Source organism: Pseudomonas campi, assembly GCF_013200955.2.
GTDB classification, from domain to species: domain Bacteria; phylum Pseudomonadota; class Gammaproteobacteria; order Pseudomonadales; family Pseudomonadaceae; genus Aquipseudomonas; species Aquipseudomonas campi.
The window spans coordinates 1,782,669-1,809,503 of sequence record NZ_CP053697.2 but is presented as its reverse complement, the minus strand read 5'-3'; the positions used below and the strand labels follow the sequence as shown (position 1 = coordinate 1,809,503).

The following is a 26,835-nucleotide window of genomic DNA, read 5'->3' as shown; positions in this document are numbered from 1 at the left end:
TCAGGCTCCCCAGGAGTCGCGCAAAGTGACGGTGCGGTTGAATACCGGGGCGCCAGGCTTGGAATCCTTCAGATCGGCAACGAAGTAGCCTTCGCGCTCGAACTGGAAGCGCTCTTCCGCCGCGGCGTTAGCCAGCGACGGCTCGGCGCGGCAGCCTTGCAGCACCACCAGCGAATCCGGGTTGATGTTATCGAGGAAGCTGCCGCCCTCCTCGTCCTTCTCCGGGTTGGCGGAGCGGAACAGGCGGTCGTAGAGGCGCACTTCGCATTCCACGCTCTCGGCGGCCGGCACCCAGTGGATCACGCCCTTGACCTTGCGGCCTTCCGGGTTCTTGCCCAGGGTGTTCTCGTCGTAGGAGCAGCGCAGCTCGACGATATTACCGGCGGCATCCTTGATCGCCTCGTCGGCGCGAATCACGTAGCTGCCACGCAGGCGCACTTCGCCACCGGGGATCAGGCGCTTGAAGCCGTCCGGCGGGGTTTCCTCGAAGTCGCTGGCGTCGATGTAGATCTCGCGGCTGAACGGCAGCACGCGCACGCCCATGTCCTGCTTGGGATGGCGCGGCAGTTCGAGGTTCTCGACCTGGCCTTCTGGATAGTTGCTGATGACCACTTTCAGCGGCTTCAACACGCACATGGCGCGCGCAGCGTTGGCATCGAGGTCGTCACGGATGGCGAATTCGAGCATGCCGACATCGACCACGCCGCCGGCGCGATTGACGCCGATCATGTCGCAGAAGTTGCGGATCGACGCCGGCGTGTAGCCGCGGCGACGGAAGCCGGACAGGGTCGACATGCGCGGATCGTCCCAACCATTCACATGCTTTTCATCGACCAGCTGCTTGAGCTTGCGCTTGCTGGTGATGGTGTAGTTCAGGTTGAGGCGGGCGAATTCGTACTGGCGCGGTTGCGCCGGCACCGGCAGTTGTTCGAGGAACCACTCGTACAGCGGGCGGTGATCCTCGAACTCCAGGGTGCAGATGGAGTGGGTGATGCCCTCGATGGCGTCCGACTGGCCGTGGGTGAAGTCGTAGCTCGGGTAGATGCACCACTTGTCACCGGTCTGGTGGTGATGGGCGTGGCGGATGCGGTAGAGGATCGGGTCGCGTAGATTGATGTTCGGCGAGGTCATGTCGATCTTGGCGCGCAGCGAACGGGCGCCATCGGCGAACTCGCCGGCCTTCATGCGGGCGAACAGGTCGAGGTTCTCTTCCACCGAACGCTCGCGGAACGGGCTGTTCTTGCCCGGCTCGGTCAGGCTGCCGCGGTAGGCGCGCATTTCCTCGGCATTCAGGTCGCAGACGAAGGCCTTGCCGGCCTTGATCAGCTCGATGGCCCAGGCATGCAACTGGTCGAAATAGTTGGAGGCGTAGCGCTCCTCGCCGGCCCATTTGAAGCCCAGCCACTCGACGTCGCTCTTGATCGCGTCGATGTATTCCTGGTCTTCCTTGGCCGGGTTGGTGTCGTCGAAGCGCAGGTTGCACTCGCCGCCGAGGGCCTGGGCCAGGCCGAAGTTCAGGCAGATCGACTTGGCGTGGCCGATGTGCAGGTAGCCGTTGGGCTCCGGCGGGAAGCGCGTGATGATCTTGGCGTGCTTGCCGCTGTCCAGGTCAGCCTGGACGATGGGCAGCAGGAAGTTGGCAGCTTTTTCGACGGTGGGCTTGCTCATGATGTCCTTAGGTGCGAATGCGCGGCTCAGAGCCTGTTTCGGATCTCGCGAGCTAGAGCGAGACAAGGCAAAAGCAGCCGAGGAAGCGCAGTTTACAAGTTGTAAATGAGCATTCCGAGGCTGCTTTTAACGCCGTATCGCCGACGCGCAGCAGATCCGAGACGGGCTCTCAGGGTAGGCCGGTCAAAACAAAGCCCGTATGATACCCAACCCGTCAACCCCCTGACAGCCGCAAAGCGACCGGGCGTGACCCTATGGCGCGAAAACAGGCCCCGCCTGCTCCGCTGCCGCACCATTCTGGCCGTTTTGCCCGTAACTCAAGAGTGAATCCCATGATCAAGCTGCACACCAACCACGGCGTCATCACCCTGGAACTCTTCGAAGACAAGGCCCCGGAAACCGTGGCCAACTTCAAGGAATATGTGAAGAGCGGTCATTACGACGGCACCGTTTTCCACCGCGTGATCAGCAACTTCATGATCCAGGGCGGCGGTTTCGAGCCGGGCATGAAGCAGAAAGCCACCCGCGCCACCATCAAGAACGAAGCCAACAACGGCGTGGCCAACAAGGTCGGCACCGTGGCCATGGCCCGCACCATGGAGCCGCACTCGGCTTCCGCGCAGTTCTTCATCAACGTTGCCGACAACAGCTTCCTCAACCACAGCGCGCCGACCGTACAGGGCTGGGGCTACGCGGTGTTCGGTGAAGTGGTCGACGGCATGGACGTGGTCAACAAGATCAAGGGCGTGGCCACAACCATGAAATCCGGCCACCAGGACGTACCGGTAGACGACGTGATCATCGAGAAAGCCGAAATCGTCGAGTAAGTCGATGATCCTGCTGATCTCCGATCTGCACCTGGAAGAGCAACGCCCGGACCTGACCCGGGCGTTTGTGCATTTCCTCGCCGGCCGCGCCAGAGCGGCCGAAGCCCTGTACATCCTCGGTGACTTCTTCGAGGTATGGATCGGCGATGATGGCATGACGCCCTTCCAGCACGAGATCGCCCGTGCCCTGCGCCAGCTGAGTGACAGCGGCACGCAAATTTTCCTCATGCATGGCAACCGCGACTTCCTGATCGGCAAAGCCTTTTGCCGCGAAGCCGGCTGTACCCTGCTGAAAGACCCAAGCCTGGTGCGTTTCGATGGCGAGCCGGTGCTGCTGATGCACGGTGACAGCCTGTGCACCCAGGACCTGGCCTATATGAAGCTGCGCCGCTGGCTGCGCAACCCGCTTAGCCTGTTCATCCTACGCAACCTGCCGCTCGCCACCCGCCACAAGCTGGCGCGCAAGCTGCGCAACGAAAGCCGCGCGCAGACCTCCATGAAAGCCAGCGAGATCGTCGACGTGACCCCGACCGAAGTGCCGCAGATCATGACCGAGTACGGCGTGCGCACCCTGATCCACGGTCACACCCATCGCCCGGCGGTGCATGAGCTGCAGGTCGCTGGCCAGGCCGCCCGGCGCATCGTCCTCGGTGACTGGGACAAGCAGGGCTGGGCCTTGCAAATCGACGAAAACGGCTACCAGCAAGCGCCCTTCCCGCTCGCCTGAGAACCTGTTTACGATCTTCTGAATTAGAGCCAGACAAGGCAAAAACGGCCGAGGAAGCGCAGTTTACGAACTGTAAATGAGCATTCCGAGGCCGTTTTTAACGCGGTCTGGCCGCGAGTCAGGAGATCGTAAACAGGTTCTAAACAATCTGCGCGAGGCACGCCACATACTGGCCAGCCGCCACTTGACGCCCCCGCGACGGCTCAGCAGCATTCGCGTTCTCTTCCCGCAGTCAAGGACAGATCATGGAAATCTCCAACGGAGCCTCAGCAAAACTCTCCCTCATCAAGTACGTCGGCGTGCCCGTACTGGTCGCCGCCATCGGCTTCGTCACCTTCAACGGGGTGTTCTTCTATAACGAGGCCGGTTTCGCCACCCATGTGCGGACCATCTTCGGCGAAGAGAAAGTGGTCGATGACGTCGGCTACGCCACCAAGTGGTTCGGCCGCGCCACCGCGTGGAAGAAGGCCCTCAGCGTGCAATCGGTACTCACCGAGGCCCTGGCCATCGACGACAGCAGCGACAACGACTCGCTCGGCGCCACCATCGAAGCCTTCCCCATCGTGTTTCTCGGCAACGTCGACGCCAAGGTCGAATCCTCGGCGCGCTTCCGCCTGCCGGCTGGCGAGCAGTTCCTGAAGATCGCCCAGGAGTACCGCAACCCGGAAAACTTCATCAAGACCGCCCTGGTTCCGGCGATCAAGGAAACCCTGCAGGCCACCGCCTCGCTGATGAGCGCCGACGATTTCTACGCCGGCGCGCGCAGCGAGTTTGCCGCCGAGTTCGAGAACCAGCTCAACGACGGCCTGTACCTGATCAAGCGCAAGGAAGTGCGTGGCCCGCGCGGCCACCAGCCGAGCCAGACCGCGATCCTCCAGGCCGGCACCGAACAGGGCAGCTTCGGCGACAACAATGCCAGCCAGTTCGTGACCGAGAAGGTCATGGACAACAAGGGCATCCCGGTACGCAAGCAGCAGCAGTTCCGCAAATACGGCGTGGAAGTGGTCGAGGCGCGGATCACCAACGTCGACCCCAACCCGCAGTACAAGCAGCGCATGGTCAAGGTTCAGCAGGCCCTGGCCGAGCTGGCCGTGGCCCGGCAGAACCGCCTGAAAGAAGAAGAAGAGAAGCTGCTGGTCACCGCCCGCGGTGAGAAGGAAGTGGAAGCCCGCCGCCAGGAAACCCTGCGCGACCAGATCGAGCGCACCACCCAGGCCGAGACCGAGAAGCAGCTAGCGCGGATCAACGCCGAGCGCGAAAAAGGCCGCGCCGAGATCGAGAAGCAGACCGCCGAACTGCTGCGCGACAAGGCAGCGATCACCGCCGACGCCACCAAGATCACCGCCGATGCCGAAGCCTATGCACGCAAAGCGGTAATCGAGGCGGACGGCGCCCTGCAACCGAAACTGGAGGCGCTGATCTCGATCAACAAGGTCTGGGCCGAAGCCGCCGCACAAGCGCCGGTACCCGGTGTGATGATGGGTGGCTCGGGCACTGGCGCCAGCGCCAGCCGCCAGGACGAGATCGGCCAGCTGATGGGCATCCTCGCCACCAAGGCCGCCCGCGACCTGTCGCTGGACATGAAGGTCAAGGAATAAGCTTCAGGCAGAACTGAAAACGCCCCGCACTGAGCGGGGCGTTTTTGTTTAGACCAGAACCTGCATGCCCAGTAGGTGATGCCCGGCGGAGGAAACTGCTTCGCAGTTTTCCACGGGGTGGCCATCCACCCTACGCGAACCTGCCAGCACTGTAGGGCGGGTGAAACCCGCGGGTTTCACCCGCCCTACGAACTACGAGTGGCCTGCCCCCTCTCCCCCGGCCCCTCTCCCGTGAACGGGAGAGGGGAGCAAAGCGCTTAAGTGCACGGTATTACCCGCATTGTTTCAGCTCTGTAGGGTGGATAACGCTTTGCTTATCCACCTTGGGCCGTACTCAGCGAAACTAGGCCGCCGGGCACGCCGGTTGGCGCAAGTCGCCGAACGCCAGTTGCAGCCAGTGCCGATAGAAGCCCTCCGCCACCCGATTGAGCGCCGCCACCCGTGCCGGCAGGTCGACCAGCATCTGCCGCAGGCCCTGCTGGCTGGCCTGGGTTTCGTCGAGCAGGTGCGCCCAGTCACGCAACCAGTCGGTTACCAGCGCCTCGGTCATTTCCGGGTGACCCTGCAGGGCCAGCACCTTGTCACCCCAGGCGAAAGCCTGGTTCGGGCACCAGGGGCTGGAGAGCAGCCACTCGGCACCGGCCGGCAGTCCGAAGGTGTCGCTGTGCCACTGATAGACCGGGAACTCGCTCGGCAGATGGGTCAGCCAGGGATTGGGGCTGGCCTTGTCGCGGCGTACCAGCGGTTGCCAGCCGACTTCGGTATAGGGCATGCGATGCACCGGCGCGCCGAGGGCACGGGCAATCATCTGCCCACCCAGACAGTGGCCGATCAGGGGAATATCGCGCTGGATGATGTGCTGCAAAGCGGCAACTTCTGCACCGATCCAGGGCAGATCGTCGTTGACGCTCATCGGCCCGCCCATCACCGCCACGGCATGCGGGCGGTCAAGGTCGTAGCCGTCGAGTTCACCGAGGTCGCTGCGCACCACGGTGTAGTCGAGCTGATGGGCCTCCAGCACTGCTGCCAGGTGGCCCGGAGGACAATAATCGACGTGCGTTAGAATTAGAATGTCGGTCATGACTACTTCTCCGGTGTCCGCTGGAAAAGGCAAGCCCCGTGCCGAAACACGGAACTCTGCGGCGATTCTGCGAACTTTTTTACGGAGGCTAACCGAGTCGTCCGTGACCGGCCAGTGCCGGCACGGACAAACCTGCAGCATCAGGCAATGCTGACCGCCTGCTGATCGCTACGCGCCAGATCCATCAGCTCGCGGTTGGCCACCGCATACATGGCGTAGTCGGTGCCGGTGGCCGCCCGCAGTTCAGCGAGCATCGCCAGCCAGCGCTGCACCAGTGCCTTGTGCTGTTCCAGCCAGAAGCCTACGCGCTCTTCCACATCAACCGGGCCGTCGGCCATCTGCAGCACGGCGATGGTGATGGCGCGTTGCTGCCAGTCCAGGTCGTCGCGGAACGCCTCGCGGGCCAGGGCCTGCCAGTTGTTCTCCACCGGCAGGCTGGTGATCTGCTGCAGGTACCAGGACAACTCCAGCGCCCCGCCCACGGCGAAGTAGGCGGTGGCCACTTCCGAGGCCGGCTTGCCGGTGACATCCGCCGCTTCGATGATCGGCAGCAGGGTATACAGATGACTGGTACCGGCGACCACGCGGGCCAGCTCCTCCGGCGTACCGGCTTCGACGAAGCCCTGGTAGCGCGCCAGCCACTGCTCGCGGGCCGGGCCTTCCAGCAGTTCGTCCAGACGCCCGGCCAGCTCGGCCACGCGCGGGCCGAAGTGGCCGACATCGCGCGCCGCATCCAGCTCGTTGCGGCGGCTGCGCAGGAACCAGCGGGTAGCCCGGCGGCCGAGGCGCATCAGCTCGTCCATCAACTGCAGCTGCAGCTCGGCCGGCACCTGGTAGTCCAGCGCCTCGATCTGCTTCCACCAGTGCGGCAGGCGGAACACGTCACGCACGATGACATAGGCGCCGGCGACGTTGGCCGCGCTCATGCCGGTGGACTCCTTCAGGCGCTGCACGAAGGTGATGCCCATGTGGTTGACCAGGTCGTTGGCGATCTGCGTGCTGACGATCTCGCGCTTCAGGCGATGACGGCGCATCGGTTCGGCGAACTTCTTGCTCAGCTGCGCCGGGAAGGCGGTCTCCATCTCGCGAGCCAGATAGTCGTCGTCCGGCACCAGGGATTTCAGCAGGGCTTCCTTGAGGTCGATCTTGCTGTAGGAGATCAGCACCGACAGCTCCGGCCGGGTCAGGCCCTGGCCATTGGCAGCGCGTTCGTTGAGCTCGTCGTCGCTGGGCAGAAACTCCAGGGCACGGTCCAGCTTGCCGGCCGCTTCCAGCGCCGCCATCAGGCGTTTGTACTCGGGCAGGCGTTCGCGGGCGCGGCGCTCGGCCAGCGACAGGGCCTGGGTCTGCTTGTAGTTGTTGCCCAGCACCAGGCTGCCCACCGCATCGGTCATCTCGGCCAGCAGCTTGTTGCGCTGCTTGCCGGTCATGTCGCCGGCGCCGACAATCTCGCCGAGCAGGATCTTGATATTGACCTCGTGGTCGGAGCAGTCCACGCCGCCGGCGTTGTCGATGAAGTCGGTGTTGCTGGCGCCGCCGCTCAGGCCGTACTCGACGCGGCCGAGCTGGGTCATGCCGAGGTTGCCGCCCTCGCCCACCACCTTGGCGCGCAGCTCGTTGCCGTTGACGCGCAGGCCGTCGTTGGCCTTGTCGCCGACGTCGGCGTGGCTTTCCTTGCTCGACTTCACGTAGGTGCCGATGCCGCCGTTCCACAGCAGGTCGACCGGTGCCTTGAGCAAGGCATTGAGCAGCTCGGTGGGCGCCAGCTTGTCGGCGCTGATGTCGAAGCGCGCCTTCATCTGCGGGCTGATAGCGATGCTTTTGGCACTGCGCAGGAAGATTCCGCCGCCCTCGGAGATCAGCTTGGCGTCGTAGTCGGCCCAACTGGAGCGCGGCAGGTCGAACAGACGCTGGCGCTCGACGAAACTCTTCGCGGCATCCGGATTAGGGTCGATGAAGATGTGCATATGGTTGAAAGCCGCCACCATCTGCAGCGTCTCCGACAGCAGCAGGCCGTTGCCGAACACGTCGCCGGCCATGTCGCCGATACCGATGACGGTGACGTTGTCCTTTTGCACGTCGATGCCGCGCTCGCGGAAGTGGCGCTGCACCGAGACCCAGCCGCCCTTGGCGGTGATGCCCATGCCCTTGTGGTCGTAGCCAGCCGAGCCGCCGGAGGCGAAGGCGTCGCCCAGCCAGAAGCCGTAGTCGATGGCGATGCCGTTGGCGATGTCGGAGAAGGTCGCGGTGCCCTTGTCCGCCGCCACTACCAGGTAGGGGTCGTCGTTATCGTGGCGCACCACGTTCTGCGGCGGCACCACGGCGCCGTCCTTGAGGTTGTCGGTGATGTCCAGCAGGCCGCTGATGAAGATGCGGTAGCAGGCAATGCCCTCGGCCAGCACCTCGTCGCGGTTGGCGCCCACCGGCATCTTGCGCGGGATGAAACCGCCCTTGGCGCCCATCGGCACGATCACCGCGTTCTTCACCTGCTGCGCCTTGACCAGGCCCAGCACTTCGGTGCGGAAATCCTCCTCACGGTCGGACCAGCGCAGGCCGCCACGGGCCACGTCGCCGAAGCGTAGGTGCACACCTTCGACACGTGGGCAGTAGACGAAGATCTCGAACTTCGGCACCGGCCGCGGGATGTCCGGAATCAGCCGCGGGCTGAGCTTGAAGCTGAAGTAATGCTTCGGCTGACCATCGGCGTCCGGCTGGTAGAAGTTGGTGCGCAGGGTGGCCTTGATCAGGTCCAGGTAGCGCCGCAGGATGCGGTCTTCGTTGAGCACCGCGACATTGTCGAGGGCGGCGAGAATGGCCTGCTCGAGCTTCTGCTGCTTGTCTTCCAGGTCTTCGCCGACCAGTTTGCGCGCCAGGTAGAAGCGCGTCTTGAACAGGCGCACCAGCTCCTTGGCGATATCCGCGTGGTTGACCAGCGTGGCGGCAATGTAGCTCAGGTCGAAGCCCAGGCGGATCTGCTTGAGGTAGCGCGCATAGGCGCGCAGCAGCGCCACGTCGCGCCAGGGCATGGAGGCGGTCAGCACCAGGCGGTTGAAGCCGTCGTTCTCCGCCGCGCCACCGACGATCTGCACGAAGGCGTCCTGCAGGGTGTCATTGAGCTGCTGGATATCGACCGCCGTACCCTCGGCACTGGTGAAGGCGAAGTCGTGAATCCAGAACTCGCGGCCATCGGCGCGGCGCAGCTTGTAGGGGAACTCGCCGAGCACGCGCAGGCCGAGGTTTTCCAGAATCGGCAAGACGTCCGACAGCGGCAGCGGCGTGTCGGCGTGGTACAGCTTGCAGTGCAGCTCCTGCTCGCCCTGGGCCAGCGGCTGGTAGAAGCTCATCACCAGCGGGCGCTCTTCGGACAGGCTGAGCAGGTGCTGCATGTCGACCACCGCCGAATGCGGGGCGAAGCGCTCGCAATAGCCGGCCGGGAAGCCTTTCGGGAAATCCGCCAGCACCTGAGTGCCCTGGGCCTCGCCAAAGCTTTCCACGACCAGACTGGCGTAGTCGTCCTTCCACGAACGGCAGGCCTGGATGACTTCCTTCTCCAGGCGTACCGGGTCGATCTGCACGCGGTTCTTCGGGTCGACCTTGAGGATGAACTGCACCCGCGCCAGTACCGACTCGGAGAAGTAGGTCCAGAACTCGCAGTCACTGGCGCCCAGGCGCTCCATGAGGATCTGCTGGATCTTCACCCGCGTCTCGGTGGAGTACACGTCGCGCGGCACATAGGCCAGGCAGTAGGCGAAACGACCGTAGGGGTCGCGGCGAATGAACAGGCGCAGCTTGTTGCGTTCCTGGATCTGCACGATGGCGATGGCGGTGTTGAACAGCTCATCGACCGGGGTCTGGAACAGGTCGTCGCGCGGCAGCACTTCCAGAACCTGCTCCAGCTCCTTGCCCAGGTGCGCCTTGCGGTCGAAACCGGAACGTTCGGAGATTTCCGCCACCTTGTGGCGGATATAAGGAATGCGGCTGACGCTTTCGGCGTACACCGACGAGGTGTACAGGCCCATGAAGCGGCATTCCTTGATCACCTTGCCCTTGGCATCCAGCTCGCGGATCGAGACGAAGTCCGGATAAGCCGGGCGATGCACGCGGCTCGGCGTAGCGGCCTTGGCGAAGGACAGCAGACGCGGCTCGCGCAGGTACTCCACGGCCTCCTTCTCGATATGCAACTCGTCCTTCTTCAGGCCCTTGCGCAGGCCGCGCGACAAGCCGAGCAGGGATTTTTCGTCATACAGCAGATGGCCGCCATCCTTCTCTTCGGCCACGGTGAATTCTTCGTAGCCGAGGAAGGTGAAGTGGTTATCCAGCAGCCAGCCGAGGAACACCTTGATCTCGGCCAGCTCGGCGCCGTCGACCTTGAGCTTGGCCTTGTCCAGCCAGGCCAGCAGTTCTTCGGCACGGGCCTTCATCGGCGCAAAATCGGCCACGGCCAGGCGCACTTCTTCCAGCACTTCCTGCAGGGCCTTTTCCAGGGTGCGCAGCTCGCCAACATTGGCGCAGCGGTCGATTTCCAGGTACATCAGCGCTTCTTGCTGCACGCCCTTGGCACTGCTGCCCTTGGCGAGCAGTTCCTGCAGTACGCCGTTCTTCTCACGGCGCACGCTGAACACGCTGTTCTGCAGGGTATGAATGCTGTAGCCGCGGCGGTTCAGTTCCATCCGTACCGAGTCGACCAGAAAGGGCAGATCGACGTGCAGCACTTCCACCGCGGTGTGGGTGGACTGCCAGCCGTGTTTCTCGTAATCCGGGTTGTACACCCGCACCAGCGGCTTGGCCGCGTCGAAGCGCTCAAGCAGGCGCCAGGACGACAGAGTGCAGCCGGCCAGATCGCCGAGGCGGCGTTGGGTGAGTTCGTCGAGGGCGACGATGCCGAAGAATTGCTCGGCGAACAGCGCCACTTGTGGCAACGCCTGATCGCTGACGTGCTGGGCCAGGGCCGCTTGCAGTTGGTGCTGGAAGTCGGCTTTGCTGGCCGCAGTGAAAAACGCCATGGTGATGCTCCGCTGGACTTGTTATTCGTGGAGGCGCCGCGCGTGCTTCCAGGCAGGAGAGCTGCACCGCCGGCTCCAGGCAAGTCTAGGCCATGATGGAAACTCAGCAGTGCGCACAGCGACCCATAGGTCACGGCAAGCTTAGCGAGTGCGTGTGAAACCACGCTTGCAGCCCTGCGACATATTCGTTCATCGCCATGCAGGCCAAGGCTGGCCTTTGTAGGAGCGAGCTCTGCTCGCGAAGCTTTTGACTAATCAGCTGAACCAGCACAACGCGCGCCTACACGCGTCACAACTGAGCTGCTAAGGTGCCGGCTTCCTCGCAGTCTGGTAGGGAAACCATGCAGTACCGTCCCCTCACGCGCTCCCTCGTGCGCAACTTCGGCAACCTGCTGGTCAGCGCCATCGGCCTGTTGTTGCTGGCCCTGGCCTGGTGGCTGGCGCCGCAGCTGATCCCCCTGCTGCTGGCCTGTGGCGTGCTGGTCTACCTGGGCGTCTTGCTGCCGCGCTGGATCGGCCGCAGCGAACGCCTGCGCCGCGCCGAAGCCGCGCGCCAGGCCGGGGTGGCCAAGTGGGGTTTCCACTGCCGCGATCATGCCGGCCCCTGGCTCAACTACATCGACTATCCCCTGCTGCGCCATGAGCCCTGCCTGGCCGGGCGCTTCTTCTATAGCGAGTGGCTGGTGATCCACGACGGCCTGCTGATCGTCAATCCAGGCCCTTCGCGGGTCGACCTGGAACACGGCGAAGTCCGCTATGACTTCACGTGCAGCAACACCTACGCCTGGGACGGCTGCACGCCCAAGGTGCCGTTCTACTGGGTGGCCATCCTCGGCATTCCCGACTGGTGGGAAAAGCTCCATCGCATCCAGCGCCTGCAGCAGGGCCAGGTGCAGGAAAGCCAGGTGTTCTGGCCGCTGGCCCACCCCGCCAGCCTGGTGCATGACGCGCTGTACCAGTACCTCAACGTCGCCCCGCTGGCCAAGCACGAGGCCGACCGGCTATTCATGCGCATGCTGCGCGAGGCCGGCATGGCCTGGCCGCTGGCGTTCGCCTATTACCTCAGCGTGCGCCTGTTCGGCGCCCCGGATATCCGTGGACCGGCGCGCGCCAACAGCACGCTGCGCTGCATCAGCGCCTTGCCGCACAGCACGCCGGCAACGCCAGAGAACTTAGTCGACCTGCCAGGGTCTGCTTGAGCCGCGACCTTTCCACGCGAAAACGGAACTGGCCGGCACTGCACCACCGCGGCTATGCCAGATCGCCGCGCAATGCAGTAGAGTTACCACCCCGATCGGGTGTGTTCGGCTACCCGTCAGTCCCTTTCCAGGAAGATTTTCGATGGAACATCGTGAGGCGCTACTCGCGCTGCGACACTTTCTTGCAACCCAGATTCTCGGCCAGGAAAAACTCATCGAGCGCCTGCTGATCGCCCTGTTGGCGGACGGCCACCTGCTGGTCGAAGGCGCTCCCGGCCTGGCCAAGACCAAGGCGATCAAGGAACTGGCCGAAGGCATCGAAGCCGAATTCCACCGCATCCAGTTCACCCCCGACCTGCTCCCCGCCGACATCACCGGCACCGAGATCTACCGTCCGGAAACCGGCAGCTTCGTGTTCCAGCAGGGGCCGATCTTCCACAACCTGGTGCTGGCCGACGAGATCAACCGCGCCCCGGCCAAGGTGCAGTCGGCACTGCTCGAAGCCATGGCCGAGCGCCAGGTCAGCGTCGGGCGCTGCACCTATGATCTGTCGCCGCTGTTCCTGGTGATGGCCACGCAGAACCCGATCGAACAGGAAGGCACCTACCCGCTGCCCGAAGCCCAGCTCGACCGCTTCCTCATGCACGTCAAGATCGGTTTCCCGGATGCCAGCGTGGAACGCAAGATCCTCGCCCAGGCCCGCGGCGATGCGCTCAACGGCGAAGCCAAGCCGGAACACCGGGTGACCCAGCAGGCGATCTTCGCCGCGCGCAAGGAAATCCTCGGCCTGTATATGGCCGATGCGGTGGAGGAATACCTGGTGCAGCTGGTGATGGCCACGCGCACCCCGGGCAAGTTCGACCCCGAGATGGCCGAGTGGATCGCCTACGGCGCCAGCCCGCGCGGCTCGATCGCCCTCGACCGCTGCGCGCGCGCGCATGCCTGGCTGGCCGGGCGAGACTTCGTCAGCCCGGAAGATATCCAGGCGGTGCTGTTCGACGTGCTGCGCCACCGCATCATCCTGTCGTTCGAGGCGGAAGCCGCCGGCATCGACCAGGACCGGGTGATCCAGCGCATCCTCGATGTGGTGGCAGTGGCGTGATGCAGCGCGCCGCGATTCTTTTCTCCCCTCTCCCATTCATGGGAGAGGGGCCGGGGGAGAGGGCAATTAGCCCAACTGCCCTCTCCCCAGCCCTCTCCCCGCTCTTGATAAAAAGAGACGGGGAGAGCGCGCAACATCGCCCCGTAGCCCGGATGCAATCCGGGAATTTCCACACTTCGTTCCCGGATTGCATCCGGGCTACGCGCTAACCCCATGCACAGCCAACCCACGCAACCCGGTATCCGCGTCAGCCTCGCCGAGCTGATCGAGATGCGTCATCGCGTGCGCGAGGTGCAGCTGTTCTCCACCCCGGCCAAGCGCAGCCCGCTGATCGGCCTGCACCACTCCAAGCTGCGCGGGCGTGGCGTCGACTTCGACCAGGTGCGTGTCTACCAGCCCGGCGACGACGTGCGCACCATCGACTGGCGCGTCACCGCGCGCACCCAGGAACCGCACACCAAGCTGTTCCATGAAGAGCGCGAGCGACCGATCTTCATCATGGTCGAGCAGAGCCGGCGGCTGTTCTTCGGCTCCGGTCTGCAGTTCAAGTCGGTACTCGCCGCCCAGGCCGCCAGCCTGTTCGGCTGGGCCGCGCTGACCCACAACGACCGCATCGGCGGCCTGGTATTCGGCGATCACGAGCACCACGAGATCAAGCCACGGCGCAGCAAGCAGAGCCTGCTGCAACTGCTCAACCGCCTGGCGCGCGCCAACCAGGCCCTGCACGGCGAAGCGCAGAACGGCCGTGACACCTTCGGCCTGGCCCTGCGCCGCGCCCGCGAGGTGCTGCGGCCCGGCAGCCTGGCGATCATCCTGTGCGATGAGCGCACCCTCGGTGATGCCGCCGAGCAGCAACTGACCCTGCTCGCCCGGCACACCGACCTGCTCCTGCTGCCGGTCTCCGACCCGCTCGACCATGCCCTGCCGGCCGCCGGCCTGCTGCGTTTCTTCGAGCACGGCGCGCAGCTCGAACTGGACACCCACAACCCCGACCTGCGCGCCGCCTACCACGCCCTCGGCGAACAGCGCCGTGCGCGCTGGCAGCGTCTGGCACAGAAGCTCGGCGTGCCGCTGCTGCCGCTGTCCACCGGCAGCGACCTGGTCGAGCAACTGCGTGAGCACCTGACCAACCAGCAGCGCGGGGGGAAACGCCCGTGAACCCGCTCGACCAGCTGCAACCGACCATCGCCCCGCCGCCTGTGGCCTGGTGGCCGCCGGCGCCCGGCTGGTGGCTGCTCGTCGTGTTGCTGCCGCTGTTGCTCTGGGGCCTGTGGTACCTGCGCCGCTACCTGCCCAAGAAGAAACAGGCGAAACAGACCGAAATACAGCTCGACCCGCTGCGCCTGGCCGCCCTGGCCGAGCTGGAGCGCCTGAGCAAACCCTACGACGGCGTGCCTGCCGGCCCCTGGCTGCAGCAATTGAATGCCCTGCTCAAGCGCCTGTGCCGTGCCCACTACCCGCAGGATCACAGCCACACCCTGAGCGGCCGCGCCTGGCTGGCCTTCCTCGACAGTCGCTGCCCGGCCGCCGGACTGACGCGCTACATGGTGCTGGTGGAAGGTGGTTACCGCGCCGGCTGCACCCTGGATGACAAGGCAATCGCCGGCCTCAGCCAGGCCGTCGACACCTGGATTCGCAAGCATGTTTGAGTTCGCCTGGCCCTGGGCCTTTCTCCTCGCCCCGCTGCCCTGGCTGCTGCGCCTGCTGCTGCCGGTGGCGGACAGCGGCGAAGCGGCGCTGAAGATCAGCTTCCTCCACGAGCTGGAAGGCCTCAGCGGCCGCCGCGCCCGTGCCAGCCTGCCAGCCTGGCGTCAGCAGGCACCGTTCGCCCTGCTCTGGCTGTTGCTGCTGCTCGCCACGGCACGCCCGGAATGGGTCGGCGAGCCGCTGCCCTTGCCGGCCAGCGGCCGCGACCTGCTGCTGGCGGTGGACGTGTCCGGCTCCATGGAACAGCGCGACATGCAGTGGGACGGCGAGGAAGTCTCGCGCCTGGAGCTGGTCAAGCAGCTGTTCGGCGACTTTATCGAAGATCGCCAGGGCGATCGCGTCGGCCTGATCCTGTTCGGCAGCCGTGCCTACCTGCAATCGCCGCTGACCTTCGACCGCCACACCGTGCGGGTCTGGCTGGATGAGGCGCTGATCAATATCGCCGGCCCGCAGACCGCCATCGGCGACGCCATCGGCCTGGCGGTCAAACGCCTGCGCCAGCGCCCGGCCGACAGCCGCGTGCTGGTGCTGATCACCGACGGCGCCAACAACGGCGGCGAGATCGAGCCACGTACCGCCGCGCGCCTGGCCGCCGAGGAAAGGGTGAAGATCTACACCATCGGTGTCGGTGCCGACCCCGAGCAAAGCGGGATCATGGGCATGCTCGGCCTCAGCCCCGGTATCGACCTGGACGAAGCGACCCTCATCGACATCGCCGAACAGACCGGCGGCAGCTACTTCCGCGCGCGCACCAGCGAGGAATTGCAGGATATCGAGGCCGCCCTCGACCACCTGGAACCGGCCGCCCAACTGCCGACCCGCGCGCGCCCTGCCCTGGCGCTGTACGGCTGGTCGCTCGGCGCGGCGCTGCTGCTCAGCCTGCTGCTGGTGGCCCATGAATTGTGGCCGCACAGCCTGCAGACCCTCAGCCAGCGCCTGCGGAGAAACAGCTGATGGATTTCGCCGCACTCTGGCCACACTGGCTGCGCCCCTGGAGCCTGGTTCTGCTGCCCCTGTGCGCCTGGCTGCTCTGGCAGCTGTGGCACCGCGAGCGGCGCAGCGGGCGCTGGCAACTGCTGCTGCCGGCGCTGTTCCAGAGCGCCCTGCTCACCGGCGGGCGCACGCGGCAGAATCGCCTGCCGTGGATCGCCCTTGGCCTGGGCTGGCTGCTGGCCATCCTGGCCCTGCTCGGCCCCAGCTGGCAGCGCATGGAGCAGGCCAGCCAGAAACGCGCCGACCCGCTGGTGGTGATGCTCGAACTGACCCCGGCGATGCTCGCCGGCGATGCCGCGCCAGACCGCCTGAGCCAGGCCAAGCGCAAGCTGCTCGACCTGCTGCACGCGCGCCAGGATGCGCAGACCGCGATCCTGGTGTATGCCGGCAGCGCGCATACCCTGGTGCCGCTGTCCGATGACCTGGCCACCGCCAGCAACCTGCTGGATGCACTCAAGCCGTCGATCATGCCGGAGCCGGGGCGACGCGCCGACGTGGCCATGAGCAAGGCCATCAGCCTGCTCGAACAGGGCGCCCAGGGCCGCGGCCGCCTGCTGCTGATCACCAGCGAACTGAGCCCGGACGAGCGCAGCGGCATTCAGCGCGTGCTGGGCAAGCGCAGCGCGCAGCTGCGCATCCTCGGCATCGGTACGCCGCAGGGCGCGCCGATCCTCGGCGAAGACGGCAGCTTCCTCAAGGATGCCCAGGGCGCGATCCTGGTGCCGCGCCTGGATGCCGCCGGCCTCAAACGCTTCGCCAGCGAGCTGGGCGGTCAGTATCGCCAGGCCAGCCTGGATGACCGCGACCTGCGCGGCCTCGGCCTGTTCGACGGCCCGCAGAGCCTGCGCGAAGACGGCGAACCAACCCAGCTGACCACCTGGGCCGACCAGGGCCACTGGCTGTTGCTGCCGCTGCTGTTGCTGGCCGCCTGTGCCGGACGCCGTGGCTGGCTGTTCTGCTTGCCGCTGCTGCTGGCCCTGCCACAGCCCAGCTACGCCTTCGAATTCCGCGACCTGTGGCTGCGCCCGGACCAGCAAGGCCAGCGCCTGCTGCAGGCGGAGAAACCCAAGGAAGCCGCCGAGCGTTTTGCCGATCCGCAGTGGCAGGGCGAAGCCCTCTATCGCGCCGGCGACTACCCCGCCGCGGCCGAGCGCTTCGCCCAGAGCGACAGCGCCAGCGCCCACTACAACCGCGGCAATGCCCTGGCTCGGAGCAACGAACTGGAAGCGGCCCTCGATGCCTATGAACAGGCCCTGGAGCAACAGCCGGACCTGCATGCCGCGCAGCAGAACAAGACCCTGGTCGAGCAATTGCTGCAGCAGCAAAAACAGCAACAGCAACAACAGCAGCAATCCGGGCAAGAGGGTGAGCCGCAGCAGCCAGGCAACGAACAGCCGCAGTCGGGCAGCCCTGGCCAGCAGCAACCCTCCTCCGGCGAACCACAGTCGCAGCCGAGCGGAGAAGACGCTGCCGAGCAGCCGACTGCCGAAAAACCCGCCAAGCCGGGCGAGCAACAGAGTGAAGGCTCGGCGCAGAAGCCCGACGAAGGCAGCAGTGAAAACCAGGCCCAGGCCGCGCAGGACGGTGATGCAGCCGAGGCCCAGGGCGGCAGCGGCCAGGCCCTCGGCGACGAGCAGCGCGATGCCCTGGAACAATGGCTGCGGCAGATCCCGGACGAACCCGGCGAGCTGCTGCGGCGTAAATTTCTCTATGAACAGCAACAGCGTCAGGAACAGTCTCGATGAGCCGCCTGCTTTGCGTCCTCTTTCTCAGCCTCTTCGCCCTGCAGGCCAGCGCCGCCAGCCTGACCGCCACGGTCGACCGCGCCCGCCTGAGCGAGGGGGAAAGCCTCGACCTGATCCTCGAATCGGATGATGTCACGGTGTTTGGCAAACCCGACCTGGCGCCGCTGGAGCCATTGTTCGAGGTCATCAGCACGCGCCAGGAAAACCGCCTGGCCACCTTCGATGGCAAGACCCAGGCCACCACCCGCTGGATCGTCACCCTGCTGCCCAAGCAAAGCGGCTATGTGGTGATTCCACCGTTGCAGATGGGCGATGCCAGCAGCCAGGCCATCACCCTGCAAATCCTCAAGGCCGACGGCAGCGACAGTGGCGGCAAGCTGGCGCCGATCTTCATCGACTCCAGCCTGGATCAGGAAAGCGTCTACGTGCAGGCCCAGGCGGTACTGACCCTGCGCATCTACCACTCGGTATCGCTGTATGACGACAGCAGCCTGACCCAGTTGCAGGTCGCCGACGCCCTGGTCGAGCAGCTGGGTGAGCCGCGCACCTACGAGAAGACCATCAATGGCGTGCGCCACGGCGTGATCGAAGTGCGTTATGCGATCTTCCCGCAGAAAAGCGGCGAGCTGAGCATCCCCGCGCAGCTGTTCAGCGCCACGCCGGTGGACCGTTCCGCCGATGGCGACTTCAACCCCTTCGGCCCGCGCCCCGGCCGGCAGACCCGGGTGAAATCGCCGGAAATCCCGCTGACGGTCAAGGCCAAGCCCGCCAGCTATCCCAAGGATGCGCCGTGGCTGCCCGCCCGCGCCCTCAGCCTGGCCGAAGCCTGGAGCCCGGAGCCGAACAAGGTGCGCGCTGGCGACTCACTGACGCGCAACATCATGCTGCGCGCCGAGGGCCTGTCCAGCGCCCAGTTGCCGCCGCTCCCCCCCAGCCAGAGCGACGGCCTGCGCCGCTATCCGGACCAGCCATTGCTGAATAACGAGAGCGGCGAACGCGGCATGATCGGCAGCCGCGAGGAGCGCGAAGCCCTGGTCGCCAGCCGCAGCGGACGGATCGACCTGGCGCCCGTCGAGGTGGTGTGGTGGAACACCCACGAGGACCGCCTGGAACGCACCAGCCTGCCGGCCCGCACCCTGGAAGTCGCGATCAACCCGGCCCTGGAAGTGGACACTCCGGTCGACAGCCCGGCGCCCCTCGGGGTTGGCGAGGTGCCGCTGCTGTGGCTCTGGCAACTGAGCAGCGCCCTGCTCGCCTGCACCACCCTGCTCGGCTTCGGCCTGTGGTGGCGCGCTCGGCGCCAACCGGCGATCCTGCCGACGGCGCAAACCGGCCCCAGCCCACGCACCCTGCTCGACGACCTCAAGCGCGCCTGCCTGGCCAACGACAGCCAGGCCACCCGCCAGGCCCTCGACGCCTGGGCGCGCCAGCAACCGGAAACCCTGGCCGATATGGCCGCCCGCTTCGTGCCGCTGTCCGATGCGCTGGATGGCCTCAACGGCGCGCTGTACAGCGAGAGCGGCCAGCACTGGCAAGGCGAAAGCCTGTGGAAGGCCATCCGCAGCCTGCCAGCCCTGGAAGCCCCAAGCAGCCAGCAGGAACCCAGCCCGCTACCGCCGCTCTACCCCCGCTAACCCCCTCGGGGATTGCCCGCTAACCCTGTAGGAGCCAGCTTGCTGGCGATGCTTTTGACTTGCCAAGATCGCCAGCAAGGACTAGGCGTCCCCCTGGCTCCTACAAACACAAGGAAGAACCCATGACGCTCAAGGAAGAACTGGCGGCCTTCTACCGCCGCTGCGGCTTTGCCGACACCGCCGACCGCCAAGCCTGCACCGTGCCGGTCTACACCGGCTGCCTGCTGGTGCCGCTGCCGAATATCGAAACCCGCCACCGCTACCTCAAGTACCACGACCTGCACCACGTCGCGACCGGCTACAGCACCGGGCGCATCGGCGAGGGCGAAGTCAGCGCCTGGGAACTGGGCACCGGCTCGATGTTCCATTCACCACTGCTCGGCACCATGAACCTGATCGCCCTCTCCACCGGCCTGGTGCTCGAACCCAAACGCATGTGGCGCGCCTTCCGCCGCGGCTGCCGCAGCCGCAACCTCTACCCGCAAGGCATGCGCACGCAGATCGACAGCGAGCACTGGCCCGACCTGCCCGCCCTGCGCCAGGAGCTGCTGGAGAGCCGCCGCGATCCTCTGCCGCTGCCCCTGCGCGCTATCGAATTCGGCGCCTACGCGGCCACGGCCATGCTGATCCACGCGCTGATCGCCATCCCCGCCGTCTGCACCCGCGTGGTGACCGATATCGGTCTGGGCTACAGCTTCTTCCAGGTGATCAAGCCAGCCAAACGCAACGACCTGTACTGACCGCAAGGAAGACCGCCGATGAGCAACCTCAACAGCGTGGAACTCAAGACCCTGGTGCCCGCCAGAGACTTCGCCCGCTCCCAGGACTTCTACCAGGCCCTGGGCTTCAGCATGGCCTGGAGCGACGACAACCTGGCCTATATGCGCCTCAGCAACTGCAGCTTCCTGCTGCAGAACTTCTATGTGCGCGAACAGGCGGAGAACTTCGTTATGCACCTGCTGGTAGAAGATGTCGACGCCTGGCACCGCCACCTGAGCGAATCGGGCCTGGCCGAACGCTTTGCCGTGCGCATGGGCGACCTTGTCGATCAACCCTGGGGGATGCGGGAATTCGTACTGTTCGACCCGAGCGGCGTGCTCTGGCATATCGCGCAGAATACTTAGCGGTTGTCCGCTTCTCGATTTGCGCAGAGGTTGTCGAGAGGCTCAAGGAGCCAAAATCGAGGGGCAGGAGTCGGCCGACTCTGTTGAAAAAGTCGGCCCTGGTTACCGCAGCGGAAAAGTTAACGCCTGACACTGAAATATTAAAAGTCGGCAGAGATTTGCGGGCTCAGATTTCACGTAGCGACGCGCGGAAAAGGCGTTTTCATCGGTCACGACTGGGGCCGTTTTGGCAAAGCGACTTTTTCAACAAAATCGGCCAAAAGCAGTCACTCAGAGATGCATGAAAGTTGTGCTTTTCCTTTAGTATTCTGCCCCAGGCACACAAAATTCTGCACACCTTCTCATCTGAGCCCGCTCAAGCAACCAGTTAGCGAAGGCTATTCTGCATATACGCTCAATCCCAGAGCGCATGTGATATGCACTCCAGTCGCTTTCTGCCCAACTCAAAGGAATGTGCTCACCTAGAAAAAGGGCTCCAGCATGAAGAATCTTTGAGCGATGACCGTATGCACTTTTGTAAAACTTTACTAGCTCATTAGAATCCGAACTGTAACGCTTAAGAAAGTCGGTAAACTTTCTAGTCACAGAGTATCTGGGCGTATTGCATTCCTTACAACTCTCAACCTTACTCCCTCTATATTGATAGTCCACAAGGGACTCGATTGAAGATACGAATGTAGCAAATGATATAGAGGATGATATCGTTTTAATTTTTATAGCGCTATTAAAGATGCTTGCCGCTCTTAAAATAGCATCCCTATCATCCTGCTCAAGAATGTAATAGGAGTCTAAAATTCCCGGCAGAAAGTCAGGAATGGAAAAGTCGTCCCCAATAAATCGAGCGCCAAAATTATAAACCTTGGACGTCTCAACCTGCTCCATGGGAAGGCACCCAGTATCTGTAAATTTGCTTATTTTATGTTGATGCCTTCCATCCTCAACAAAATATGAAAGCTGGCGCCACTGCAAATCCAAATCAGACCCATCCTCCGTATTGATACTCCAGCTATGCCCACCCGACGGGAAAACAAAATTTGACAATGAGTACACACCGAAGAGGGAAGAAATCTCGTGAATAATTTTCCCTTCCCGGTCTTTTTGCTGTATCCAGTCAGGAACAAACTCGCCATCTGGCATCTTTAAATCGGGATCGAATTCAAATTCGTACTTCAGCTCTAACAAACATGGATGATGAGCCTCTAAACAGGGTGCTCGTGGAAAGTCATCTGGAGCCGGAATAATCTGGAACAAATTCTTGTACTTAAATGAACCCTTAACACTTGCATTGGCAAGCATAATGAAGCTCTTAAAAATGACCTCCACCTATTCTCTCCTATCCTTGCTAAGCCGAGAGTTTTTAATACTCCAGCGATTTTCATATTTACTCAGAAAATCCCTCTCTATTCTCTCAAAACTATCGACCTGATCAAAGATGAAGCTAGCCAGCCTAGAGGCCTCTCTAACCAACTTCCCCAAAGTTTTCTCCGTATAAATTGATATTATCGAGTGACCTACATTAGATATCTGATTTCGCCAGATTAAAGTCGCACTACCTACCTCAGCCACCTCCAATTCAACATCATCCTGATGACATTCAAATAGTGCGCCCTGTAAAAATATTACCGGGAAAACTATCTCACAAAGAGGCACCTGTTCCTCGCTCACCTCCAGCGCACCTGTTGTCAGTGATCTAGCGCACTTTGCAACGCTGACACAGGACGAGTATGCATTATCCTTACCACTTGTAAACGCCTCAGTCATTGCATACCCGTTTCGACCACTCAATTTAAAGAACGGAGTATTATGCGCATACTTATTATGAGAAATGCTTTTAAGCAACTCATACCCTAACAAGTTTGCAGGACGCTGAACAACTGCAGCCGGGCTAGAAATTCGCGTATCTTTAGATGAAAACAAAACCCATGGATGTTTCTTAGCCGACTTACACTCAACACATACGGTAATTCTGACAAGCACATTACCTATCATTTTTTGAGTTGAAGCAACCACATCAATTTCCCGACTATCTCCGCTTTCGTGATCGAGAAAATATTCCGACTGCCTAGCTACAAACCCACCCTCCCGGAATCCCTTCGCCACTAACATTTCTAACGGATAACCCTGCTCACCAACCCAACTCCTCACCCGGTCTGCCAGTTCACTCATAATTCCGACCCCCAGATTATTTATGCTTATCTATTTATTGAATATCTACTCTTCAAGCAAGGAAAGAATGTAGAGAGTTATAACTATACATCCAGATTCTGGAATGAAAAGAGGAGTGTCCCAGAACAGGAAAAGGGGGCAGATTTATTAAACAGGCAGATGGGGCGCTTTTGGCTGAAAGCAGTCCCACCAAACCTTAAACCTGGCCAAGCAACGCCGCATCACCTATCCGCGCCGCACACAGCTCACATTCAGCGCCCCGCATGCTCTGCCATCAGCTCCACCACCCAATCGATAAACACCCGCAATTTGGCGCTGACATGTCGGTTGGGTGGGTAAGCCAGATAGAGCGGCATGGGGTCCAATTGCCAGTCTTCGAGCAAAGGCACCAGCGCCCCGCTCGCCCGGTGGGCCTTGGCCATGTAGTGCGGTAGCCAGAGGATGCCCAGGCCCGCGAGGCCTGCGGCGAGGTAGGCGTTGCCGTCGTCCACCGCCAGAGCCGGGCGGCCCTGCAGGCCGATACGTTCCTCGCCGCGTTGCATGATGCCGGCAAAGGCCTTGCGGCTGCGCGCGCCGAGGAAGCTGACGATGTGGTGCGTCGCCAGTTCGCTCGGGTGTGCGGGCACGGCGGCGCGCGCCAGGTAGCCGGGCGCTGCGTACATGCCTAGCTGCAGATCGCCCAGGTGCCTGGCCACCAGCGACTGGTCGCTGATGGTGCCGCCGCGCACCACGCAGTCGACGTTGTCGCCGATCAGGTCGACGTAGCGGTCGCTGACACCCAGGTCGAGCTGGATTTCGGGGTAGCGCTGGTGAAAGGCCGGTAGCGCCGGGATGAGGATCATGCTGGCCAGCGGGCTGGGTACGTCCACCCGCAGCCTGCCCCTGGGCACGGCCGAGGCGGCGGACAGGCTGGTTTCGGCATCGTCCATGTCGGCCAGCAGGCGGATCACCCGCTCGTAGTAGGCGGCGCCGTCGGCGGTGACGTTGACCTTGCGCGTGGTGCGGTTGAGCAGGCGCACGCGCAGTCGCGCCTCCAGCTGCTGCACCAGCTGGGTCACGCTGGTCTTGCTCATGTGCAGGGTGTCGGCGGCCTTGGTGAAGCTGCCGGTTTCCACTACGCGGGCGAATGCCTGCATCGCATCGAAACGGTCCATCGCGGCTCCAGACTGATCGGGATTGTTTGGATTCTACAAACAGTGCTGGAGAGTATTGCTGGTTTATCGATGCCGGCCGTCTTCTTACAGTGACTCCATCGTAAACAACCGGCCGCAATGGCCGCGATGGAGGCATGCAATGACCTGTAGACGTGATGTGGTATTCCCACCTGACCGCCATGCGCTGTACGAGCTGCATCGCTACTCGCCGGCGATTCGCTCCAACGGCTTTCTGTTCGTGTCCGGTCAAGTCGGCAGCCGCAAGGATGGCTCGCCCGAGCCGGACCTGGGCGCGCAGGTGCGCCTTACCTTTGCCAACCTCAATGCGATCCTGGCCGAAGCAGGCTGTAGCTTCGCTGATGTGGTCGATACGACCATCTTCATGGTCGACCCGGACTCGAAATTCGAGACCATCTGGGAAGTAGCCGCCGAGTTCTGGGGCGAAGCACCTTACCCAACGGTGACCGCTATCGGCGTGACCTGGCTGTCTGGCTTCGACTTCGAGATCAAGGTGATCGCCAGGCTGCCGCACATTGCGCAGAACATCTGACAGCTGTACAGACCCCAGCAGCCAACACTGGAAATGCCTGGCGCAGGAAATATCCGTGGCCAACGACCAGGCATCTGCGTGAATTTGCGCTAATACTGCTGGCGCCCCGTCAGATGTAGTTCAGCCGTACTGACCGCCCTGCTCCCCGCAGGCTGATTCCGCTCTTCGGACGGACTTTCCCTTCAGCACGGATGAATGACCCATGAGCCAACCCGACCTGACCGTTACCTTCAAAGGCATGGAAGAGGCCAAACCTGGCCAGGCTTGCTATGACCCGGCACAACCCTGGTTCGCCTATGTCCTTATCAACAACTGCAAGTTCATCGATAAAGAGAAAGGCATTGCGGACACGAAGAATCCGACAGGTCCCAGCGCTCCGTGCAAGGTGCGCCTTGACATCATGAAGGGCGACAAGCTCAGTAGCGGCACCGCCTACAGCGTAGCGGTCGACGTCGACGCCCTGAGCGGATATCCCGGCAGCTCGGACACCAACCCGCACATCCTCGGCCTGTCGATAAAACTGCCGGTACAGGTGAAGAAGGCCGACTTCGGCAGCAAATACGCCTTTCGTATCACCGTCGACAGTGGCAGCGAGGTCACTGAAAGCGAAGAGAACAACAATATCTTCACCTGGGAAAAAGGCACTGTGCCGCAAGCGGCCATCTTTTCCAGCGGCGAGATCTACAACCCGGCACCGCCAGCCGATCAGAACTGGAAGATCATCGACACGGCCGCCAAACCCGACTCGCTGCGTGATGTGCAGGTGCGGATCAAGAACATGGGGGATGCACCCTCCATGGAAGAGCTGGTCACCCTGACGGTGTATGAGGATCCGGTCGCCGGCCAACCCACCGCAGTGGGTTCGATTCAGGCGCTCGGCAAGGTGCCATCCCTGGCCCCCGGCAACAGCACCTGGCTAACCCTGACCGCCGAGCAGGATTTTATTCGCCCACTTCCCGCGCCTACCGTGCAGCCAGCCAGCGAGCCGCAGGCCTACATTCAGCGCAGCCGTGGCGCACAGCAGTTCCAGATTCGCCGCCGCTTCGACCAGGTCGCCAGGATTGACCAGAGCCAACTGCAGGTACACCACTTCACCCAGGTCGAGCATTGCGAATTCGAGGTGCTACGACCGTTCAGCATCCGTATCGGCCATGATCGGGAGAGCGTAGGTTTCGGTAGAGCGCCGATCGAAACCGGCAAGCGAATCCGCATCCCCGGCAAGCGCTGAGCGCACTGGATGCCACAAACAAAAAACGCGGCCATGCCGCGTTTTTTTGCTTGCGGGGCGGCCTTCAGGGCTGTGGGCCGATGGGGAAGAACTCACCGCCGCTCCAGACGCCCAGCCAGGTCTGCCCGTCGATCTGACGGGGCACGGCCAGTTCGACCAGCTGATAGAACACGTTGCGGTGCACCAGTGCTTCCAGGTTGGTGCGCACGTGCAGGTAAGGCGCCGGCTCCTCGGTCGCGGGGTCTATCTCGACCCGCAGCGGGTGCTCGGCACCGGCCTCGATCTCGTCGTCGACATTGCTGGTGAAGCGCAGCACCTGCTGCTCGCCCTCGCCTTCGACCTGCAGGGTCACGGCCACGAACGGTGCATCGTCGACCTTGATGCCGACCTTCTCCACCGGGGTGATCAGGAAGTAATCGTCGCCGTCGCGGCGAATGATGGTGGAGAACAGCTTGACCATCGGCTTGCGGCCGATCGGCGTGCCCAGGTAGAACCAGGTGCCATCGCGGGCGATGCGCATGTCGATGTCGCCGCAGAAATCCGGATTCCACAGGTGCACCGGCGGCAGGCTCTTGCCTTCGCCCTTGGGAATCTGCGCCAGCAGGTCGCCGGCCTTGCCCGGATCACTCATCACGTACTCCTCGTCGCCCCGTTATGCAGTATGCAGCGGCCAGCGCTTATTGCTCACTCACACCGAGCAGGCTACGAGCATACTGCTCGAAAGGCTGCCGCAGCATGTCTTCGGGCTGGTTGTCATAGAACGTCAGGAAACCGCCACGATTGCGGATACTGGCGGTATCCACCAGGTAGCGGGTATTGGTCTCGATCAGCATCAGTTGGATCACGCCGCTATCGATCCCCAGACGATCCAGGGCTTCTTGATCTTCCAACTCCACCACGGTGCCGATACGGTCATCGGCGCCGGCAAAGCGGGTGTACAGCAGGTAATGGGCGCCGGCGCTGCGGGCGTCGTTCATCGCCTCTTCCAGGCCCCGCGGCTGAGCGGCACGGCGCACCAGCGGGAAGTACTCGACGAAGGCCTTGAAGGCCTCCTCGGCCACCACATTGGGCCGCGGATAGGCCTTGCCCGGCGGCACGAAATGGCTCTGGGCGATGAACACGAACGAATCGGCCTGCAGACGCCAGGTGTTGGCGCGGCGGGTGTCGCTGTGTTCCAGCACCCCGGCATCGCGCAGGTGGTACTCGGTACCGGCGGCCATATCGCTGACCTTCATGCAGCCGGTAAGGCCGAACAGGGCCAGCAGCAGAATCAAGCTTCGCATCGCAAATCCTCCCGAGCCGGTGACGGAAAACCGGCGGATAGACGAC

The 26,835-nt window shown here is 63.2% G+C and carries 22 protein-coding genes; 14 read left to right on the top strand and 8 right to left on the bottom strand.

The window, feature by feature from the left end:
* Complete coding sequence (locus HNE05_RS08375) at positions 1–1,668, bottom strand: glutamine--tRNA ligase/YqeY domain fusion protein (RefSeq protein ID WP_173205534.1); 1,668 nt, start codon at positions 1,666–1,668, stop codon at positions 1–3.
* 332 nt (positions 1,669–2,000) lie between these two features.
* Here HNE05_RS08375 and HNE05_RS08370 point away from each other — a divergent pair, with 332 nt between their 5' ends.
* From HNE05_RS08370 to HNE05_RS08360, 3 genes are all read left to right on the top strand, one after another.
* The gene (locus tag HNE05_RS08370) at positions 2,001–2,495 is read left to right on the top strand and encodes a peptidylprolyl isomerase (RefSeq protein WP_173205531.1); all 495 of its coding nucleotides are present in this window, start codon (positions 2,001–2,003) and stop codon (positions 2,493–2,495) included.
* A gap of 4 nt (positions 2,496–2,499) precedes the next feature.
* On the top strand, positions 2,500–3,222 hold the full coding sequence (lpxH, locus tag HNE05_RS08365) for a UDP-2,3-diacylglucosamine diphosphatase (protein WP_173205528.1): 723 nt from the start codon (positions 2,500–2,502) through the stop codon (positions 3,220–3,222).
* Positions 3,223–3,467: 245 nt separating this feature from the next.
* A complete protein-coding gene (locus tag HNE05_RS08360; protein WP_173205525.1) occupies positions 3,468–4,820 on the top strand; it encodes an SPFH domain-containing protein in 1,353 nt (450 codons plus the stop codon).
* A gap of 343 nt (positions 4,821–5,163) precedes the next feature.
* Here HNE05_RS08360 and HNE05_RS08355 read toward each other — a convergent pair whose 3' ends face one another.
* Both HNE05_RS08355 and HNE05_RS08350 read right to left on the bottom strand, forming a co-directional pair.
* Entirely contained in the window at positions 5,164–5,901 is a 738-nt protein-coding gene (locus tag HNE05_RS08355) for a type 1 glutamine amidotransferase (RefSeq protein WP_173205522.1), read from the bottom strand.
* 140 nt (positions 5,902–6,041) lie between these two features.
* The gene (locus tag HNE05_RS08350; RefSeq protein ID WP_173205519.1) at positions 6,042–10,904 is read right to left on the bottom strand and encodes an NAD-glutamate dehydrogenase; all 4,863 of its coding nucleotides are present in this window, start codon (positions 10,902–10,904) and stop codon (positions 6,042–6,044) included.
* A 341-nt stretch (positions 10,905–11,245) separates the two neighbouring features.
* Between HNE05_RS08350 and HNE05_RS08345 the strand changes: the two genes are divergently transcribed.
* The 9 genes from HNE05_RS08345 (at position 11,246) to HNE05_RS08305 (ending at position 20,408) form a co-directional block, all read left to right on the top strand.
* A complete protein-coding gene (locus HNE05_RS08345; protein ID WP_173205516.1) occupies positions 11,246–12,103 on the top strand; it encodes a DUF1353 domain-containing protein in 858 nt (285 codons plus the stop codon).
* Between the two features lie 142 nt (positions 12,104–12,245).
* The gene (locus HNE05_RS08340) at positions 12,246–13,205 is read left to right on the top strand and encodes an AAA family ATPase (protein ID WP_173205513.1); all 960 of its coding nucleotides are present in this window, start codon (positions 12,246–12,248) and stop codon (positions 13,203–13,205) included.
* Positions 13,206–13,418: 213 nt separating this feature from the next.
* Positions 13,419–14,363: a DUF58 domain-containing protein gene (locus tag HNE05_RS08335; RefSeq protein WP_173205509.1), complete on the top strand. Its 945-nt coding sequence runs from the start codon at positions 13,419–13,421 to the stop codon at positions 14,361–14,363.
* Entirely contained in the window at positions 14,360–14,854 is a 495-nt protein-coding gene (locus tag HNE05_RS08330; RefSeq protein ID WP_173205506.1) for a DUF4381 domain-containing protein, read from the top strand. The genes HNE05_RS08335 and HNE05_RS08330 overlap by 4 nt, the downstream gene beginning before the upstream one ends.
* Positions 14,847–15,866, top strand: a complete 1,020-nt coding sequence (locus tag HNE05_RS08325; protein ID WP_173205503.1) for a vWA domain-containing protein — start codon at positions 14,847–14,849, stop codon at positions 15,864–15,866. The genes HNE05_RS08330 and HNE05_RS08325 overlap by 8 nt, the downstream gene beginning before the upstream one ends.
* Positions 15,866–17,650 (top strand): VWA domain-containing protein, encoded by a 1,785-nt coding sequence (locus tag HNE05_RS08320; RefSeq protein ID WP_173205500.1) that lies wholly within the window; start codon positions 15,866–15,868, stop codon positions 17,648–17,650. The genes HNE05_RS08325 and HNE05_RS08320 overlap by 1 nt, the downstream gene beginning before the upstream one ends.
* A complete protein-coding gene (locus tag HNE05_RS08315) occupies positions 17,647–19,284 on the top strand; it encodes a BatD family protein (protein WP_173205497.1) in 1,638 nt (545 codons plus the stop codon). The genes HNE05_RS08320 and HNE05_RS08315 overlap by 4 nt, the downstream gene beginning before the upstream one ends.
* Positions 19,285–19,406: 122 nt before the next feature.
* Positions 19,407–20,024, top strand: coding sequence for a hypothetical protein (locus tag HNE05_RS08310; RefSeq protein ID WP_173205494.1), 618 nt, complete (start codon positions 19,407–19,409; stop codon positions 20,022–20,024).
* Between the two features lie 18 nt (positions 20,025–20,042).
* Positions 20,043–20,408 carry a VOC family protein gene (locus tag HNE05_RS08305; RefSeq protein WP_173205491.1) on the top strand — a complete coding sequence of 122 codons (366 nt, stop codon included), beginning with the start codon at positions 20,043–20,045 and terminating at the stop codon, positions 20,406–20,408.
* Positions 20,409–20,708: 300 nt separating this feature from the next.
* Here the strand turns inward: HNE05_RS08305 and HNE05_RS08300 are convergent, their stop codons facing one another.
* The 3 genes from HNE05_RS08300 to HNE05_RS08290 form a co-directional block, all read right to left on the bottom strand.
* On the bottom strand, positions 20,709–21,731 hold the full coding sequence (locus tag HNE05_RS08300) for a HEPN domain-containing protein (protein WP_173205488.1): 1,023 nt from the start codon (positions 21,729–21,731) through the stop codon (positions 20,709–20,711).
* Entirely contained in the window at positions 21,732–22,574 is an 843-nt protein-coding gene (locus tag HNE05_RS08295) for a hypothetical protein (RefSeq protein WP_173205484.1), read from the bottom strand.
* Positions 22,575–22,825: 251 nt separating this feature from the next.
* Complete coding sequence (locus HNE05_RS08290; RefSeq protein ID WP_173205481.1) at positions 22,826–23,728, bottom strand: LysR family transcriptional regulator; 903 nt, start codon at positions 23,726–23,728, stop codon at positions 22,826–22,828.
* A 139-nt stretch (positions 23,729–23,867) separates the two neighbouring features.
* Here HNE05_RS08290 and HNE05_RS08285 point away from each other — a divergent pair, with 139 nt between their 5' ends.
* Positions 23,868–24,278 carry a RidA family protein gene (locus tag HNE05_RS08285; RefSeq protein ID WP_173205478.1) on the top strand — a complete coding sequence of 137 codons (411 nt, stop codon included), beginning with the start codon at positions 23,868–23,870 and terminating at the stop codon, positions 24,276–24,278.
* Positions 24,279–24,480: 202 nt separating this feature from the next.
* On the top strand, positions 24,481–25,506 hold the full coding sequence (locus tag HNE05_RS08280; RefSeq protein ID WP_173205475.1) for a hypothetical protein: 1,026 nt from the start codon (positions 24,481–24,483) through the stop codon (positions 25,504–25,506).
* 64 nt (positions 25,507–25,570) lie between these two features.
* Here HNE05_RS08280 and HNE05_RS08275 read toward each other — a convergent pair whose 3' ends face one another.
* Positions 25,571–26,137, bottom strand: coding sequence for a DUF1285 domain-containing protein (locus HNE05_RS08275; RefSeq protein ID WP_173205472.1), 567 nt, complete (start codon positions 26,135–26,137; stop codon positions 25,571–25,573).
* Positions 26,138–26,183: 46 nt separating this feature from the next.
* Positions 26,184–26,789 (bottom strand): DUF4823 domain-containing protein, encoded by a 606-nt coding sequence (locus tag HNE05_RS08270; RefSeq protein WP_173205469.1) that lies wholly within the window; start codon positions 26,787–26,789, stop codon positions 26,184–26,186.
* Positions 26,790–26,835 lie beyond the last annotated feature (46 nt).

Bases quoted from the DNA above. Each gene is read 5' to 3' on its own strand.
- HNE05_RS08375 (WP_173205534.1), bottom strand. From the start codon at position 1,668: ATGAGCAAGCCCACCGTCGAAAAAGCTGCCAACTTCCTGCTGCCCATC.
- HNE05_RS08370 (WP_173205531.1), top strand. From the start codon at position 2,001: ATGATCAAGCTGCACACCAACCACGGCGTCATCACCCTGGAACTCTTC.
- lpxH (WP_173205528.1), top strand. From the start codon at position 2,500: ATGATCCTGCTGATCTCCGATCTGCACCTGGAAGAGCAACGCCCGGAC.
- HNE05_RS08360 (WP_173205525.1), top strand. From the start codon at position 3,468: ATGGAAATCTCCAACGGAGCCTCAGCAAAACTCTCCCTCATCAAGTAC.
- HNE05_RS08355 (WP_173205522.1), bottom strand. From the start codon at position 5,901: ATGACCGACATTCTAATTCTAACGCACGTCGATTATTGTCCTCCGGGC.
- HNE05_RS08350 (WP_173205519.1), bottom strand. From the start codon at position 10,904: ATGGCGTTTTTCACTGCGGCCAGCAAAGCCGACTTCCAGCACCAACTG.
- HNE05_RS08345 (WP_173205516.1), top strand. From the start codon at position 11,246: ATGCAGTACCGTCCCCTCACGCGCTCCCTCGTGCGCAACTTCGGCAAC.
- HNE05_RS08340 (WP_173205513.1), top strand. From the start codon at position 12,246: ATGGAACATCGTGAGGCGCTACTCGCGCTGCGACACTTTCTTGCAACC.
- HNE05_RS08335 (WP_173205509.1), top strand. From the start codon at position 13,419: ATGCACAGCCAACCCACGCAACCCGGTATCCGCGTCAGCCTCGCCGAG.
- HNE05_RS08325 (WP_173205503.1), top strand. From the start codon at position 14,847: ATGTTTGAGTTCGCCTGGCCCTGGGCCTTTCTCCTCGCCCCGCTGCCC.
- HNE05_RS08320 (WP_173205500.1), top strand. From the start codon at position 15,866: ATGGATTTCGCCGCACTCTGGCCACACTGGCTGCGCCCCTGGAGCCTG.
- HNE05_RS08315 (WP_173205497.1), top strand. From the start codon at position 17,647: ATGAGCCGCCTGCTTTGCGTCCTCTTTCTCAGCCTCTTCGCCCTGCAG.
- HNE05_RS08310 (WP_173205494.1), top strand. From the start codon at position 19,407: ATGACGCTCAAGGAAGAACTGGCGGCCTTCTACCGCCGCTGCGGCTTT.
- HNE05_RS08305 (WP_173205491.1), top strand. From the start codon at position 20,043: ATGAGCAACCTCAACAGCGTGGAACTCAAGACCCTGGTGCCCGCCAGA.
- HNE05_RS08295 (WP_173205484.1), bottom strand. From the start codon at position 22,574: ATGAGTGAACTGGCAGACCGGGTGAGGAGTTGGGTTGGTGAGCAGGGT.
- HNE05_RS08290 (WP_173205481.1), bottom strand. From the start codon at position 23,728: ATGGACCGTTTCGATGCGATGCAGGCATTCGCCCGCGTAGTGGAAACC.
- HNE05_RS08285 (WP_173205478.1), top strand. From the start codon at position 23,868: ATGACCTGTAGACGTGATGTGGTATTCCCACCTGACCGCCATGCGCTG.
- HNE05_RS08280 (WP_173205475.1), top strand. From the start codon at position 24,481: ATGAGCCAACCCGACCTGACCGTTACCTTCAAAGGCATGGAAGAGGCC.
- HNE05_RS08275 (WP_173205472.1), bottom strand. From the start codon at position 26,137: ATGAGTGATCCGGGCAAGGCCGGCGACCTGCTGGCGCAGATTCCCAAG.
- HNE05_RS08270 (WP_173205469.1), bottom strand. From the start codon at position 26,789: ATGCGAAGCTTGATTCTGCTGCTGGCCCTGTTCGGCCTTACCGGCTGC.